A 14,569-nucleotide genomic window follows, 5' to 3' on the forward strand; every position below is an offset into this window, starting at 1 on the left:
GCATGCAACAGACTATCCAGACTACCCTGTTGATCATCGGCGGCGGCCCTGGCGGCTACGTGGCTGCCATCCGCGCCGGGCAACTGGGCATCCCCACCGTGCTGGTGGAAGGCCAGGCACTGGGCGGTACCTGCCTGAACATCGGCTGCATCCCGTCCAAGGCGCTGATCCACGTGGCCGAGCAGTTCCACCAGACTTCGCGCTTTGCCGGCCCGTCGGAGCTGGGCATCAGCGTCGCCTCGCCGCGCCTGGACATCGGCCAGAGCGTGGCCTGGAAGGACGGCATCGTCGACCGCCTGACCACCGGCGTCGCAGCCCTGCTGAAAAAGCACGGGGTCAAGGTGATCCATGGCTGGGCGAAAGTGCTCGACGGCAAGCAGGTCGAGGTCGATGGTCAGCGTATCCAGTGCGAGCACCTGTTGCTGGCCACTGGCTCCAGCAGTGTCGAACTGCCGATGCTGCCACTGGGCGGGCCGATCATTTCCTCGACCGAAGCCCTGGCGCCGAAAACCCTGCCGCAGCACCTGGTAGTGGTGGGCGGCGGCTACATCGGCCTGGAGCTGGGCATCGCCTACCGCAAGCTGGGCGCTCGGGTCAGCGTGGTGGAAGCGCGCGAGCGCATCCTGCCGACCTACGACAGCGAGCTGACCGCCCCCGTGGCCGAATCGCTGAAGAAGCTGGGCATCACCCTGTACCTGGGCCATAGCGTCGAAGGTTACGAAGGTGGCTGCCTGCTGGCCCGTGATGGCCAGGGTGGCCAACTGCGCCTGGAAGCCGACCAGGTGCTGGTGGCCGTGGGCCGTAGGCCGCGCACACAAGGTTTCAACCTGGAGTGCCTGGACCTTAAGATGAATGGCGCTGCCGTCGCCATCGACGAGCGCTGCCAGACCAGCATGCGCAACGTCTGGGCCATCGGCGACGTGGCCGGCGAACCGATGCTGGCGCACCGGGCCATGGCCCAGGGCGAGATGGTCGCCGAGATCATCGCCGGCAAGGCACGCCGTTTCGAACCCAGCGCGATCGCCGCGGTGTGTTTCACCGACCCGGAAGTGGTGGTGGTCGGCAAGACCCCGGAGCAAGCCAGCCAGCAAGGGCTGGACTGCATCGTCGCGCAGTTCCCGTTTGCCGCCAATGGCCGGGCCATGAGCCTGGAATCGAAAAGCGGTTTCGTGCGCGTGGTGGCGCGCCGTGACAACCACCTGATCCTGGGTTGGCAGGCGGTTGGCGTGGCGGTTTCCGAGTTGTCGACGGCGTTTGCCCAGTCGCTGGAGATGGGCGCGTGCCTGGAGGATGTGGCCGGCACCATCCATGCCCACCCGACACTGGGTGAGGCGGTACAGGAAGCGGCACTGCGCGCCTTGGGCCACGCCCTGCATATCTGACACTGAAGCGGCCGAGGCCGATTTGGCCCGCAGCGCCCCAAGGCGTTGCGGGTCTTTTTTCGTTCAGGCCTTACGGCGGTCCAACACAAAACCTGAAACCACCGCGGCCGCTCCCACAATGATCGCGATCTATCGGGCTATCGCGTTCTTGCCGTTCCCCTTGGCCCGGTACAGCGCCGTGTCGGCACGCGCCAGCAGTGCATGCTGGTCCTCTCCTTCCTGCCATTGCACCACGCCGTAGCTCATGGTCAGCCGGCAATCGCCCACCGGCTCCACCTGCACCATCGCCTGACGCAAGCGTGCTGCCACCTCCAGCGCCTCGCCCAGCGAGGCCTGCGGCAATACGATGACGAACTCGTCCCCACCCCAGCGCGCCAGCAGGTCCTGCTGCCGCAGACAGGTACGCAGGACGTCGACCACTCGCACCAGCGCCGCATGGCCACGGGCATGGCCAAAGCGGTCATTGATCGGTTTGAAGTCGTCCAGGTCCATGGCAATGAGCGACAACGGCTGGCGAAAGCGCTGGGCACGCTCGCACTCCAGTTGCAGCGCCTTCTCCAGCCGATAGCGGTTGGCAATGCGGGTCAATGCATCGCGCTCGGCCAGCTCGCGGTTTTCGTCCAGCTGCCGCTGCAGTTGCTGGTTCACCCAGGACAGCTCGCGGGTGCGTTCGGCCACCTGGCTTTCCAGGGACTGGTTCCTTTGCTCCAGTTGCGCCACCAGGCGCTTGTTAGAGCATTCCAGTCCCAGATGCCATCGCTGATCAGATCGAACAACGTATGCAACTGGTGTTCACTGAAGCCGGTGGGTACCGGCCGGGTTCCCTGACTCATGGACGCTCCCCCTGGCTCCTGGCGCACCCGAACAGAATAGCCCCGACGCCCTGTTTTGGCGGTGCTGAGGACGGGCATGGATTGAGGACGCTCAAGCCAGATGCAACAGCGCCTCCTCCACTGCAGCAACCACCTGGTTGCCCTTGGCACCTGGCAGCCGCCATGCGGCGATGGTCACACCCAGTGGCACCGCGAGGTCGATGGGGGCGACCAGTTCGCCGCTGTCGAGGTAGCGCTGCACCAGGCTTCTGCGCCCTATCAGCACCCCGGCGGCCAGCAGGGCTTGCTGCAAGGCGATCGAGTACAGGGAAAAACCCGGCCCACGGGCAACGAACTTGTGCCCGGGCATCACCGCTCCCGTCCACACTGCCCAGTCGTTCCAGCCCACGTCGGCAATGCAACGGGCGTCGGCAAGGTCCTCGGGCTTGGCGATGCTGGCGGCCAAGGCCGGCACGCACACGGGCAGGATTTCTTCCGTGGCTATCCTGCGTTGCCAGCGCTCGGTTTTTTCGGTGTAGAACAGGCACAGGTCGAACGGGCTGCGCTTCAGGTTGGGCGGTTCATCCACCGCCGTCACCGAGATCTCGATGGGTGCCAGCAGTCGGGTCAGTTCCGGCAGGCGTGGCCCGATCCACAACTGCGCCAGGGCAGGCGATGTGACGATATGCACCCGCTGTGGTGCGGCCAGACGGCGCAGCGTGCGCGCAGCGGCCTCCACGGCGTCGAACGCCTCGGTGAACTGGCCTTTCACGCTTTCGCCCAAGGGCGTCAGGCGCACGCCTTTTGCGTGGCGCTCGAACAAGGCCGCGCCGTATTCGCTTTCCAGGGTCTTGACCAGGGCGGCGATGGCCCCCGGGGTCACCTTCAGTTCGAGTGCGGCACGGGCAAAACCGCCCAGGCGGGCTGACGCTTCGAAGGCACGCAGGGCATTGAGCTGCAGCGAGTGCCGGGTAGGAGTATCGAGGTACACGCTTTCAGGCCTATTTTTTTTAGGCCTACTATTCCAGAAATCTGACGTTGAGGCCAACTGTCGCGCGCATTAACGTGGACGTGCCGCCCTTGCACCGTCTGCACACTTTCAAGGATTTCAAATGCCGTATCCAAGCGGGACCCAAGCGTTCAGGCAAGGTGCCCACAGCGCCCTGCCATTGACCTCCGGCATCGTGCCCTTCGGCCTGATCACCGGGGTGACGGCGATCGGCATAGGCCTGTCGCCAACCGATGCCATCGGCATGACCTTGCTGTTCTACTCCGGGTCCGCGCAAATGGTAGTGATGCAGCTGATGCAAAGCGCTGCCCTGCCGGTGACCATGGTAGTCAACGCGCTGGTGATCAATTTGCGCTTCCTGATGTACAGCGCCAGCCTGGCGCCACACCTGGGCCAGCTGCCGCGTCGCCACAAGTGGCCGATGGCGTACATGCTGTCAGACCAGTCCTTCGCCCTGTGCACGCTGAAGATGGGCTCGGGCGGGCTCGGGCAGTCTGCCTACCCCTACTATGCCGGTACGGCAATCACCATGTTCTTCGGCTGGAACCTCTCGGTGCTGGCGGGCATGTACCTGGGCGCGAGCATCCCTGAGGACTGGTCGCTGGGCTTTGCAATTCCATTGTCATTCCTGGCGCTGTTGATACCTGGCATTCGCAATGCGGCCACGCTTGGCGCAGCGTTGACCGGCGGCGTGCTCGCCGTGCTGGCCACCAACCTGCCCTACAACCTAGGCCTGCTGACTGGCGCCCTGGGCGGCATCATCGCCGGGCTGGGCATCGAGAACTGGCAAAAGCAGCAATCTGCGGCAGCAGCCGATACCGAACAGGAAGCATCATGAGCGAACCGACCCAATGGATAACCTTCATTCTGATCGGCCTGGGCACCTTCGCCATCCGCTTGTCGTTCATCGAGTTGCATACGGTATTGCGCATCCCCCCACTGTTTCGCCGCGCCCTGGCGTATGTGCCGGCCAGCGTGCTGGCCGCCTTGGTACTGCCGGCAGTGGTGTTGCCCGATCGGCAGGCGGGAATCGACTGGATGAACCCGCAGATACCGGCAGCGATACTGGCCGCGCTGGTGGCGTGGCGCACGCGCAGCACAATGCTGACGCTGATTGTGGGCATGGGAGTGCTGTGGGCCTTGAAGCATCTGGGGATGTAGAAATACGCAGGTTCAAGGCTTCCCGATTTCGCGTCATCATCACTGGGTGGACGCGGTAAGGGAACGAAAGGAAATGGCGTCCCAGGCAGGAATTGAACCTGCAACCTTCCCCTTAGGAGGGGGATGCTCTATCCAATTGAGCTACTGAGACGCAAGTGCCGACAGCGGACGCTGCACAGCAGGACGGCCAGCATGTTAACCAGCACGCTGGCGTTTGTCATGCCTCAAGCGGGCTTTTTCGCGTAATCCTTTTCTGCCAATGCTACACCTGTGGCAGCACGCCTTCATCACGCAGCAGCACGAACAGTCCCTCGACCGCGGTTTCCAGGGTGGTGGAGTTGTCCAGCACATGCAGCGACGGATCGGCCAGCGCCTGCAAGCGTGCATTTCGTGCCAGGCGCTGCTCGACTTCCTCTGCGCTTTCCCGGCCGCGGGCCACCAGGCGCTCGCGCAATACCTCGTGCCTGACCTCGACCAGCACTGCCAACAGGTTCGGGTAGCGCCGGCGTGCCTCGGCCAGATATGCCCGCGAACCATTCACCAGCACCGCCCTGCCCTCCGCCAGCCACCGGTCCATCTGTAGTGGGATACCGTAATCCAGACCATTGGCCCGCCAATGCATGGCAAACGCCCCTTGCTCGCGCAGTGCTTCGAACTGTTCGGACGTAACTCCATGGGCGGCTTCGCCCTTTGCTTCGGCCGACCGGGTAATGACGCGACGGGCGATTTCCACCCCCGCGGCTGCCAACCGCTCACGAGAAGCGTCGATCAGGGAATCTTTCCCGGAACCCGACGGTCCTACCAGATATATCAACCGGCCCGTCCCTGATTGGCGGTCGCTTGCGTCATGTTGCATAGCCACTATGCTCTATGGAGGAAAATCGGCACATTCTAGGGTGTTTACCGGCCTTTTGCTGCGTTTTACCAGTTTTTGACGGCAAAAGTCTGACGATCGAGTAAGCCTGAGCATGTAAAACTTTTCAAACCAGTACTCATTTCTGATAATTGGTACTGGCACAAAGCCTTTATTCGGCTCACTATTTGTCACAGAATTGACGCCAAGGAAACGGCGACCATGAGGCAAGATGAGCATCCATTTTTCACAGACGGTTGAACATTTCATCGTCGCTACGGTCGTACTACCACCCCGTGCGGCCAATTTGAGAACCGCTTCCCCTGAACCAAAATCCGGTCAATTTATATGCGCCCAATGAAACAGGCTATTTATTCGAGCCGCACCGCTGACAAGTTCGTCGTCCGCCTGCCAGACGGGATGCGTGAGCGCATTGCCGAGGTAGCGCGCAACCATCACCGCAGCATGAACTCCGAAATCATCGCGCGCCTGGAACAGAGCCTTATCCAGGAAGGTGCGCTGGGTGACGAGTTGAGCATGCGCCTGGACAGCCCCGAACTGTCCCTGCATGAACGCGAGTTGCTGCAACGCTTCCGTCAACTGTCGCACCGCCAGCAGAACGCGCTGGTCGCCCTCATCGCTCACGATGTGGAAATGGCTACCGACGCCTCCTGAGGTTTGCAGCCGAACACAAAAAAGCCAGCGAAAGCTGGCTTTTTTGTGGGCTCACCACGGCTGTGGGATCACTATTTCCGTGGGAGCGGCCTTGTGTCGCGAAAGGGCCGCAGAGCGGCCCCACGATGTCTGCAGTGCCGCACAAATTTCCGGGGCTGCTTCGCAGCCCTTTCGCGACACAAGGCCGCTCCCACAGAGACCTAATCGGTTACAGCAGGAACAGTGTGGCCAGCCCGAGGAAGATGAAGAAGCCACCGCTGTCGGTAACGGCAGTAATCATCACGCTCGACCCCATCGCCGGGTCGCGCCCCAGGCGTGTCAGGGTCATCGGGATCAACACCCCCATCAAGGCCGCCAACAGCAGGTTCAAGGTCATCGCCGCAGTCATCACCAAGCCCAACGACCAGCTGCCATACAACCAGAACGCCACCGCACCGATCACCCCGCCCCAGATCAGGCCGTTGAGCAGCGATACCGCCAGCTCCTTGCGCATCAGGCGGCTGGTATTGCCCGGCGACACCTGGTCCAGCGCCATGGCGCGCACGATCATGGTGATGGTCTGGTTACCGGAGTTGCCACCAATACCCGCCACGATCGGCATCAGCGCAGCCAGGGCGACCAGCTTCTCGATCGAACCTTCGAACAGGCCAATCACACGCGACGCAACGAAAGCGGTAATCAGGTTGATGGCCAACCAGGCCCAGCGGTTGCGCAGCGAACGCCAGACCGAGGCGAAGATGTCTTCTTCCTCGCGCAAACCGGCCATGTTCAGCACTTCGCTTTCACTTTCTTCACGAATCAGGTCGACCATTTCGTCGATGGTCAAGCGGCCGATCAGGCGTTCGTTCTTGTCCACGACCGGCGCAGATACCAGGTCATAACGCTCGAAGGCCTGCGCCGCGTCATAGGCATCTTCGTCGGGGTGGAAGGAAACCGGGTCGGTCGCCATGACCTCCGCCACCTTCTTCTCCGGGTCGTTGACCAGCAGGCGCTTGATCGGCAATACGCCCTTCAGAATACCGTCATAGTCCACCACGAACAGTTTGTCGGTGTGGTTCGGCAGTTCTTTCAAACGGCGCAGGTAGCGCAACACCACTTCGAGGCTGACGTCTTCGCGGATGGTGACCATCTCGAAGTCCATCAACGCACCAACCTGCTCCTCGTCGTAGCTCAGCGCCGAACGCACGCGCTCGCGTTGCTGCGCATCGAGGGTTTCCATCAGCTCGTGAACAACGTCACGCGGCAGCTCAGGAGCCAGGTCGGCCAGTTCGTCGGCGTCCATTTCCTTGGCGGCGGCGAGCAGTTCGTGATCGTCCATGTCGGCGATCAGCGATTGCCGCACGGCGTCGGACACTTCCAGCAGGATGTCGCCATCGCGATCCGAGCGCACCAGCTGCCAGACCGTCAGGCGGTCTTCCAGTGGCAAGGCTTCAAGGATGTAGGCGATGTCGGCGGGGTGCAGGTCATCGAGCTTGCGCTGCAGCTCGACGAGGTTCTGGCGGTGGACCAGGTTTTCCACCAGGTCGTTGTGGGCGCCTTCCTGACGGTGGGTCAGGTCTTCGACCACGCGCTGGCGTTGCAGCAGTTCGACCACCTGGGCCAGGCGGTCCTGCAGGCTTTCCTGCGCTTTTTTTACTTCTACTTCAGTCATAGGCGAACTCCACTCCCAGCAGCGGAGCACGCCGGGAGAATCAATCGGTCAGATCTTTCTGTATGAATCTTGTTAGCGAGTAACTACTGGGTAAGTCCATGGTGGTTTTCCACAAGCCCCGGCGGGGCTGACGGGCGCAATCATACACTGCTAAAGCTGTCAGATCGCTTAAAATTTTGGCCAGAACAATCGTTTGCGTGATAAAGCTGGGACAACGCTCGAAGCTATCAGTGCGACGGTGGGTCTGGCGGTTAAAGCACATTTGTTGTGTGCCTGGATGTGTATGCGATACCTGATCGAATTCGGGGCTGCTTTGCAGCCCTTTCGCCGGCAAGCCAGCCCCCACAGGGACGACACAGTCCAGAGAGCAGCGCGAGTCCTGTGGGAGCTGGCTCGCCGGCGATGGGCCGCATGGCGGCCCCGAGCTACACCACAATCATTACAGAAGAGCGTAGATGGACATCAGCAACAATTCATTGGCGCAGAAAAACAAAAAGCCCGCTCTATTGAGCGGGCTTCTTGATTTTGTGTGGCGGACTCAGGAGGATTCGAACCTCCGACCGCTCGGTTCGTAGCCGAGTACTCTATCCAGCTGAGCTATGAGTCCGTGGTGGTACTTTTTAGACCAGGTTACCACTGGTTGACTGAAGTGCCTTTGCAAGCAGAGCCACTTCAAAAAGTGGCGGACTCAGCAGGATTCGAACCTGCGACCGCTCGGTTCGTAGCCGAGTACTCTATCCAGCTGAGCTATGAGTCCGCGATGGTATTTTTAGACCAGATTACCACTGGTTGATTGAAGTAGCCTTGCAAACAAAGCCACTTCAAAAGTGGCGGACTCAGGAGGATTCGAACCTCCGACCGCTCGGTTCGTAGCCGAGTACTCTATCCAGCTGAGCTATGAGTCCGTGTCTTGCCGCGCATTATAGGTCGCTGAAACATTTTTGCAAGAACTTTTTCGTTTAAAATCAACTACTTAGCGTTCTTACCGTTTACAGCGCCCTAAGCGAATAATGGCGGTGAAGGGGGGATTCGAACCCCCGATACCCTTATGAGGTATACTCCCTTAGCAGGGGAGCGCCTTCGGCCACTCGGCCACCTCACCGCAACACGAGGCGAATATTAAACAGGCTCTTCCTCGTTTGCAACCCTTTTTTTGAAAAAAACTTCAAAAAAATTAAAGGCTTGGCTCCTCGTCCTTCTCTTTCTTGATCCGCAGGTAGATTTCCTCGCGGTGCACAGCCACTTCCTTCGGGGCGCTGACGCCAATACGCACCTGGTTGCCTTTGACGCCGAGCACCGTCACGGTGATCTCGCCGTCTCCAATGATCAGGCTCTCGGCGCACCGACGAGTCAGAATCAACATAGCTTTCTCCTTACGCAAAACATTCAGGGGTAACAGTCTTGGGTGTCGGGGCCTGGTCGTGGACGACGACCAGGGCCCGGTTGCTCGTCACCCAGGGCAGGACAGGCCTGCGTGGCGAGCAGAAACGCGAAGGGCGCGGCAAGCCGCGCCCTTCCAGGCAGCGTATTACTCGCTCTGTCGTGCCGGAGCGTCGAGTTCGAACGCGGTGTGCAGCGCGCGCACGGCCAGCTCCAGGTACTTCTCTTCGATCACGACCGAAACCTTGATCTCGGAGGTGGAGATCATCTGGATGTTGATGCTCTCCTTGGCCAGGGCTTCGAACATGCGGCTGGCAACACCGGCGTGCGAACGCATGCCGACGCCAACGATCGAGACCTTGGCGATCTTGGTGTCGCCGATCACTTCACGGGCACCGATTTCGCGGGCAGTGTTTTCCAGCACGCTCTGCGCCTTCTCGTACTCGTTGCGGTGCACGGTGAAGGTGAAGTCGGTGGTGTTATCGTGGGCAACGTTCTGCACGATCATGTCGACCTCGATGTTCGAGGCGCTGATCGGGCCGAGGATCTTGAAGGCCACGCCCGGAGTGTCCGGCACGCCGCGAATGGTCAGCTTGGCTTCATCACGGTTGAAGGCGATACCGGAAATGATCGGCTGTTCCATGGATTCCTCTTCATCAATGGTAATGAGGGTACCCGGACCCTCCTTGAAGCTGTGCAGCACGCGCAGCGGAACGTTGTACTTGCCGGCGAACTCCACCGAACGGATCTGCAGCACCTTGGAACCGAGGCTGGCCATTTCCAGCATCTCTTCGAAGGTGATCTTCTCCAGGCGCTGGGCCTGTGGCACAACGCGCGGGTCGGTGGTGTAGACGCCATCGACGTCGGTGTAGATCTGGCACTCATCAGCCTTCAGCGCAGCCGCCAGGGCCACACCCGTGGTGTCGGAGCCGCCACGGCCCAGGGTGGTGATGCTGCCGTGCTCGTCGACGCCCTGGAAGCCCGCTACCACGACCACGCGGCCTGCCTTGAGGTCGGCACGAATCTTCTGGTCGTCGATCTGCAGGATGCGCGCCTTGTTGTGCGCGCTGTCAGTGAGAATGCGCACCTGGTTGCCGGTGTAGGACACCGCTGGCACACCACGCTTGATCAAGGCCATGGTCAGCAGGGCAATGGTGACCTGCTCACCGGTCGACACGATCACATCCAGTTCACGCGGAACCGGCTGATCGGTGATCTGCTTGGCCAGGTCGATCAGGCGATTGGTTTCACCGCTCATTGCCGACAACACAACCACCAGGTCGTCGCCCGCCTCACGGTGTTTCTTGACCTTATCGGCTACCTGCTCGATCCGCTCGATGGAACCGACAGAGGTGCCGCCAAATTTCTGTACGATCAACGCCATTTCAATGGTGCCTCAGCCCATACAGGGCCCCAAAAAACAATCCAACATGAAGAGGCCGCGACTAGACCGCCGGCCCCTTCATCTCAAAGTCCCTGCTCTGCGAATGGCACGGCCAGCGCCAGGGCCTGGTCCAGTGCAGCGACGTCGACGCCGCCACCCTGGGCCATGTCCGGACGGCCACCGCCCTTGCCACCCACCGCCGCAGCGGCTTGTTTCATCAGATCGCCAGCCTTGAGTTGGCTGGAGAGGTCCTTGGTCACGCCGGCCACCAGCACGACTTTGCCCTCATGCTCGCTGCCCAGCAGGATCACTGCGTGGCCGAGCTTGTTCTTCAGCTGATCGACCAGCGCCAGCAGGGCCTTGCCGTCCTGCCCATCCAGGCGGGCGGCGAGCACCTTGGCGCCCTTGACCTCAACGGCCGCGTTGGAGAGATCATCCCCGGCGGCGCTGGCGGCCTTGGCCTGCAGCTGTTCCAGCTGCTTCTCCAGCTGGCGGTTGCGCTCGAGCACAGCCGACAGCTTGTCGATCAGGTTGTCGCGGTTACCCTTCACCAGCTGGGCGGCTTCCTTGACCTGCTCTTCGGCAGCGTTCAGGTAGGCCAGCGCAGCAGCGCCGGTGACCGCTTCGATGCGGCGCACGCCAGAGGCCACGCCGCCTTCGCTGATGATCTTGAACAGGCTGATGTCACCGGTGCGCTTGGCGTGGATACCGCCGCACAGCTCCACCGAGAAATCGCCGCCCATGCTCAGCACACGCACGGTGTCGCCGTACTTCTCGCCGAACAGCGCCATGGCACCCTTGGCCTTGGCGGTTTCGATGTCGGTCAGTTCGGTTTCCACCGCAGTGTTCTTGCGCACTTCGCGGTTGACGATGTCTTCCAGGGCCTTGATCTGCTCCGGTTTCACCGCTTCGAAGTGGCTGAAGTCGAAACGCAGGCGCTGGCTGTCGACCAGCGAGCCTTTCTGCTGCACGTGCTCGCCCAGTACCTGGCGCAGCGCTTCGTGCAGCAGGTGGGTGGCAGAGTGGTTCAGCGAGGTGGCGTGCTGCACCTCGGCATCGACCTTGGCCTCGACCGGCGAACCGATCACCAGCGCGCCGCTGGCAACCACGCCATGGTGCAGGAAGGCACCACCGGTCTTGGTAGTGTCGCGCACATCGAAGCGCGCAGCGCCAGCCTGCAGGTAGCCGGTGTCGCCCACCTGGCCACCGGATTCGGCGTAGAACGGCGTGCGATCGAGCACGACCACGCCCTGCTCGCCTTCACCCAGCTGGTCGACGGCCTGGCCGTCCTTGTACAGGGCGATGATCTTGCCTTGGCCTTCGGTGGCCTCGTAGCCGAGGAACTCGGTGGCGCTGTCGACCTTGACCAGGCTGTTGTAATCCATGCCGAAGGCGCTGGCGGAACGGGCACGCTCACGCTGGGCGTCCATCTCGCGCTCGAAACCGGCTTCGTCGATGGTCAGCTCGCGCTCGCGGGCAATGTCGGCGGTCAGGTCCATCGGGAAGCCGTAGGTGTCGTACAGCTTGAACACCACGTCGCCCGGCACCACGTCGCCCTTCAGCTGGGCCAGATCCTGCTCGAGGATGCGCAGGCCTTGCTCCAGGGTCTTGGCGAACTGTTCTTCTTCAGCCTTGAGCACGCGCTCGATGTGCGCCTGCTGGCTGTTCAGTTCCGGGAAGGCCTCGCCCATTTCGGCGACCAGCGCGGCAACGATCTGGTAGAAGAAGCTGCCTTTGGCACCCAGCTTGTTACCGTGGCGGCAGGCGCGACGAATGATGCGGCGCAGCACGTAGCCACGGCCTTCGTTGGACGGCAGCACGCCGTCGGCGATCAGGAAGCCGCACGAACGGATGTGGTCGGCGACCACTTTCAGCGAGGCCTGCCCCTCATTGCTGCAACCGATGGCCTTGGCCGCGGCGGAAAGCAGGTTCTGGAACAGGTCGATCTCGTAGTTCGAGTGCACGTGCTGCAGCACGGCGCTGACGCGCTCCAGGCCCATGCCAGTGTCCACCGACGGCGCAGGCAGCGGGTGCAGCACGCCATCGGCGGTGCGGTTGAACTGCATGAAGACGTTGTTCCAGATCTCGATGTAGCGATCGCCGTCTTCTTCCGGCGAACCGGGTGGGCCGCCCCAGATGTCCGGGCCGTGGTCGTAGAAGATCTCGGTGCACGGGCCGCACGGGCCGGTGTCGCCCATGGTCCAGAAGTTGTCGGAGGCGTACGGGGCGCCCTTGTTGTCGCCGATGCGCACCATGCGCTCGGCCGGCACGCCGACTTCCTTGGTCCAGATATCGTAGGCTTCGTCGTCAGTGGCGTAGACGGTGACCCAGAGCTTTTCCTTTGGCAGGTTCAGCCATTTTTCCGAGGTCAGGAAGGTCCAGGCGAAGGTAATGGCATCGCGCTTGAAATAGTCACCGAAGCTGAAGTTGCCCAGCATTTCGAAGAAGGTATGGTGGCGCGCGGTGTAACCGACGTTTTCCAGGTCGTTGTGCTTGCCGCCGGCGCGCACGCACTTCTGGCTGCTGACGGCACGCGTGTAGGCACGCTTCTCCGCACCGAGGAAGCAGTCCTTGAACTGGTTCATGCCGGCATTGGTGAACAACAGGGTCGGGTCGTTGTTCGGGATCAGCGAACTGGAGGCGACTCGGGTATGTCCCTGCTCTTCGAAGAAGCGAAGGAAGGCTTCACGGATTTCTGCGCTTTTCATAGGTTCTTCCACGGAAACGGCGGCCGTTTGGGCTAATACGTCGAATCGACGAAACGACGGCAAAGGGCGCCATTATAGCCAGCCTGAACGGGAGATACAGTGTGTTTGTACACCAGAACAGCAATCGGCGGATGAAAAGCCGTTCATGAGCACGCCCAAGGCGGCAAAGCGGACCTGCAGGCCTGCCCATGCGGTACATAAGCAACACCTGACCCGCGCAGCGGAACGGGATCCTGCTGGCCCACCTTCGCTGCCGGAGCACTCCATGCCTGAGCTGAACCTGTCCAAACTCCACTCGGATCCACACCCACTGCCTCACGAGGCTACCCTGGCCAATCCGAACCCGATCTACTACATAGATGCTCGCGAACCTGGTTACGCGCAGACCGCCTTTCCCAATGAAGACAACCCCCAGCAGCAGACCGAGGTCAAGTACATCCAGGCTGACCCCAACGTGCGAATCACCCTGGAACACACTTACCCGCTGGGGCGACGCTATCGCCGCTACACCCAGAACAGCGAACTGCTGGTCTTCAACGTGGCCCCGCGTGCGCTGCGCGCGGATGGGCAGCAAAAGCGCGTACGTATTGCCCCTCGCGAATGCCTGCTGGAAGTGACCATCAACGATGCGGTATTCATGGTCGTCGCGCATGCAGCCCAAGCGATTGCCATTCGCCTCACCGATGGCAATCACCACGTCGTCATCGCCCCGGAGGTGAAGAAGACGGTACTGATCGACATGATAGGGAGCGGCAACAGGATCGAGACCGGCGCAGGTATCGTCCACATCGATGCCCATACCGGCACGCACCAGATCATGGTCGGTAGCGGCCCGGTGCTCATCGACAGGGGCAACGCGGTTGTCGACGTCACGGGGCATCGCCTGCTTGGCCGCGAGTCCTCCAAGGTCGAGCTCTACCGTGATGCCGAAAACGACGCACGACTGGCCCGGCCCGTGACGGCCGAGCATCAGACCTTGGGCAATATCGGTGTGCGAGTGACGGGTAGCGACCCGTTCAGGCAAGCGGCAGAGGATGCAATGGAGCTACTGCGCAAACTACCCTGCGGCCAGGCGCTGCTGGCGGCCCTGGATAAAAAGGCCGGGCAATCCGGGAACCCGATCAGCCTGATCGAAGCATCCAGACACCAATTCACGACCTATACACCCAGTGACGACGAAGAAGATGAAGACGAAGGCCACTTCATCATCGACGAAAACCAGAGTAGCTGGGGCTACAGCGGCGGCACCCTGGCCTACAACCCTGGCTGGTCGACCGCTGCGCAACTGCCGCTACTCGACCTGTACCGCTGTCTGTGCCAAGGCTGGAACTCGATGACTGGCACCGTCTTTCCGGGCCAGACCGAGGTTACAGGCAAAAACGGCACTTATCCGGTGGACAACCTGCTGCTGCAGAGCATCGGCTTGCCCACCGATTGCAAGTTCACATTTGGCGGCAGCACCGTCCTGAACACCAACCCACCCGCCTTCACTGAAAACGGGCTGCGCCAGGCGCTGCAACTGGAACTGCGCACACAGCCGTGAGCCCAGGGTAC

General features: G+C 61.6%; 11 protein-coding genes, 5 tRNA genes and 1 pseudogene. 5 read left to right on the forward strand and 12 right to left on the reverse strand.

Annotated elements, in window-relative coordinates; all coding sequences use genetic code 11:
- Positions 1 to 2: 2 nt before the first annotated feature.
- A complete protein-coding gene (gene lpdA, locus V3314_RS22760; RefSeq protein WP_108481250.1) occupies positions 3 to 1,382 on the forward strand; it encodes a dihydrolipoyl dehydrogenase in 1,380 nt (459 codons plus the stop codon).
- A gap of 129 nt (positions 1,383 to 1,511) precedes the next feature.
- Here the strand turns inward: lpdA and V3314_RS22765 are convergent.
- Both V3314_RS22765 and V3314_RS22770 read right to left on the reverse strand, forming a co-directional pair.
- Positions 1,512 to 2,215 (reverse strand): annotated as a pseudogene (locus tag V3314_RS22765) (GGDEF domain-containing protein).
- A 91-nt stretch (positions 2,216 to 2,306) separates the two neighbouring features.
- Positions 2,307 to 3,185, reverse strand: a complete 879-nt coding sequence (locus V3314_RS22770) for a LysR family transcriptional regulator (protein ID WP_046614617.1) — start codon at positions 3,183 to 3,185, stop codon at positions 2,307 to 2,309.
- A 121-nt stretch (positions 3,186 to 3,306) separates the two neighbouring features.
- On the opposite strand from V3314_RS22770, the gene V3314_RS22775 reads away from it, so the two are divergent.
- Both V3314_RS22775 and V3314_RS22780 read left to right on the forward strand, forming a co-directional pair.
- Complete coding sequence (locus V3314_RS22775; protein WP_338459669.1) at positions 3,307 to 4,041, forward strand: AzlC family ABC transporter permease; 735 nt, start codon at positions 3,307 to 3,309, stop codon at positions 4,039 to 4,041.
- A complete protein-coding gene (locus V3314_RS22780) occupies positions 4,038 to 4,364 on the forward strand; it encodes an AzlD domain-containing protein (protein ID WP_196173087.1) in 327 nt (108 codons plus the stop codon). Before V3314_RS22775 ends, V3314_RS22780 begins: the two co-directional genes overlap by 4 nt.
- A 74-nt stretch (positions 4,365 to 4,438) precedes the next feature.
- On the opposite strand, the gene V3314_RS22785 is transcribed toward V3314_RS22780, so the two are convergent.
- Together V3314_RS22785 and phnN are read right to left on the reverse strand one after the other, a co-directional pair.
- A tRNA-Arg gene (locus V3314_RS22785) sits at positions 4,439 to 4,515 on the reverse strand.
- A gap of 111 nt (positions 4,516 to 4,626) precedes the next feature.
- A complete protein-coding gene (gene phnN, locus V3314_RS22790) occupies positions 4,627 to 5,220 on the reverse strand; it encodes a phosphonate metabolism protein/1,5-bisphosphokinase (PRPP-forming) PhnN (RefSeq protein ID WP_108481251.1) in 594 nt (197 codons plus the stop codon).
- A 345-nt stretch (positions 5,221 to 5,565) separates the two neighbouring features.
- On the opposite strand from phnN, the gene V3314_RS22795 reads away from it, so the two are divergent.
- Positions 5,566 to 5,892 (forward strand): Arc family DNA-binding protein, encoded by a 327-nt coding sequence (locus V3314_RS22795; RefSeq protein WP_012273554.1) that lies wholly within the window; start codon positions 5,566 to 5,568, stop codon positions 5,890 to 5,892.
- 208 nt (positions 5,893 to 6,100) lie between these two features.
- On the opposite strand, the gene mgtE is transcribed toward V3314_RS22795, so the two are convergent.
- From mgtE to alaS, 8 genes are all read right to left on the reverse strand, one after another.
- Positions 6,101 to 7,543, reverse strand: a complete 1,443-nt coding sequence (gene mgtE, locus V3314_RS22800) for a magnesium transporter (protein ID WP_046614621.1) — start codon at positions 7,541 to 7,543, stop codon at positions 6,101 to 6,103.
- Positions 7,544 to 8,073: 530 nt separating this feature from the next.
- Positions 8,074 to 8,150: transfer RNA gene (locus tag V3314_RS22805), tRNA-Arg, on the reverse strand.
- 73 nt (positions 8,151 to 8,223) lie between these two features.
- Positions 8,224 to 8,300, reverse strand: a tRNA-Arg gene (locus tag V3314_RS22810).
- A gap of 71 nt (positions 8,301 to 8,371) precedes the next feature.
- Positions 8,372 to 8,448: transfer RNA gene (locus V3314_RS22815), tRNA-Arg, on the reverse strand.
- Between the two features lie 106 nt (positions 8,449 to 8,554).
- Positions 8,555 to 8,645, reverse strand: a tRNA-Ser gene (locus V3314_RS22820).
- Between the two features lie 72 nt (positions 8,646 to 8,717).
- Positions 8,718 to 8,906, reverse strand: coding sequence for a carbon storage regulator CsrA (gene csrA, locus V3314_RS22825; protein ID WP_003254503.1), 189 nt, complete (start codon positions 8,904 to 8,906; stop codon positions 8,718 to 8,720).
- A 165-nt stretch (positions 8,907 to 9,071) separates the two neighbouring features.
- Positions 9,072 to 10,307 (reverse strand): aspartate kinase, encoded by a 1,236-nt coding sequence (locus tag V3314_RS22830; protein WP_196175442.1) that lies wholly within the window; start codon positions 10,305 to 10,307, stop codon positions 9,072 to 9,074.
- 83 nt (positions 10,308 to 10,390) lie between these two features.
- Entirely contained in the window at positions 10,391 to 13,015 is a 2,625-nt protein-coding gene (gene alaS / locus V3314_RS22835; protein ID WP_046614622.1) for an alanine--tRNA ligase, read from the reverse strand.
- Positions 13,016 to 13,280: 265 nt separating this feature from the next.
- On the opposite strand from alaS, the gene V3314_RS22840 reads away from it, so the two are divergent.
- Positions 13,281 to 14,558, forward strand: a complete 1,278-nt coding sequence (locus V3314_RS22840) for a M91 family zinc metallopeptidase (protein WP_338459670.1) — start codon at positions 13,281 to 13,283, stop codon at positions 14,556 to 14,558.
- The last annotated feature ends 11 nt before the right edge of the window (positions 14,559 to 14,569 follow it).

Source organism: Pseudomonas sp. TE3-3-F2023 (assembly GCF_036784815.1).
Taxonomy (GTDB): domain Bacteria; phylum Pseudomonadota; class Gammaproteobacteria; order Pseudomonadales; family Pseudomonadaceae; genus Aquipseudomonas; species Aquipseudomonas pudica.

Excerpts from the sequence above, each read along its gene's own strand:
- lpdA (WP_108481250.1), top strand. The coding sequence starts at position 3 with ATGCAACAGACTATCCAGACTACCCTGTTGATCATCGGCGGCGGCCCT.
- V3314_RS22775 (WP_338459669.1), top strand. The coding sequence starts at position 3,307 with ATGCCGTATCCAAGCGGGACCCAAGCGTTCAGGCAAGGTGCCCACAGC.
- V3314_RS22780 (WP_196173087.1), top strand. The coding sequence starts at position 4,038 with ATGAGCGAACCGACCCAATGGATAACCTTCATTCTGATCGGCCTGGGC.
- phnN (WP_108481251.1), bottom strand. The coding sequence starts at position 5,220 with ATGCAACATGACGCAAGCGACCGCCAATCAGGGACGGGCCGGTTGATA.
- V3314_RS22795 (WP_012273554.1), top strand. The coding sequence starts at position 5,566 with ATGCGCCCAATGAAACAGGCTATTTATTCGAGCCGCACCGCTGACAAG.
- mgtE (WP_046614621.1), bottom strand. The coding sequence starts at position 7,543 with ATGACTGAAGTAGAAGTAAAAAAAGCGCAGGAAAGCCTGCAGGACCGC.
- csrA (WP_003254503.1), bottom strand. The coding sequence starts at position 8,906 with ATGTTGATTCTGACTCGTCGGTGCGCCGAGAGCCTGATCATTGGAGAC.
- V3314_RS22830 (WP_196175442.1), bottom strand. The coding sequence starts at position 10,307 with ATGGCGTTGATCGTACAGAAATTTGGCGGCACCTCTGTCGGTTCCATC.
- alaS (WP_046614622.1), bottom strand. The coding sequence starts at position 13,015 with ATGAAAAGCGCAGAAATCCGTGAAGCCTTCCTTCGCTTCTTCGAAGAG.
- V3314_RS22840 (WP_338459670.1), top strand. The coding sequence starts at position 13,281 with ATGCCTGAGCTGAACCTGTCCAAACTCCACTCGGATCCACACCCACTG.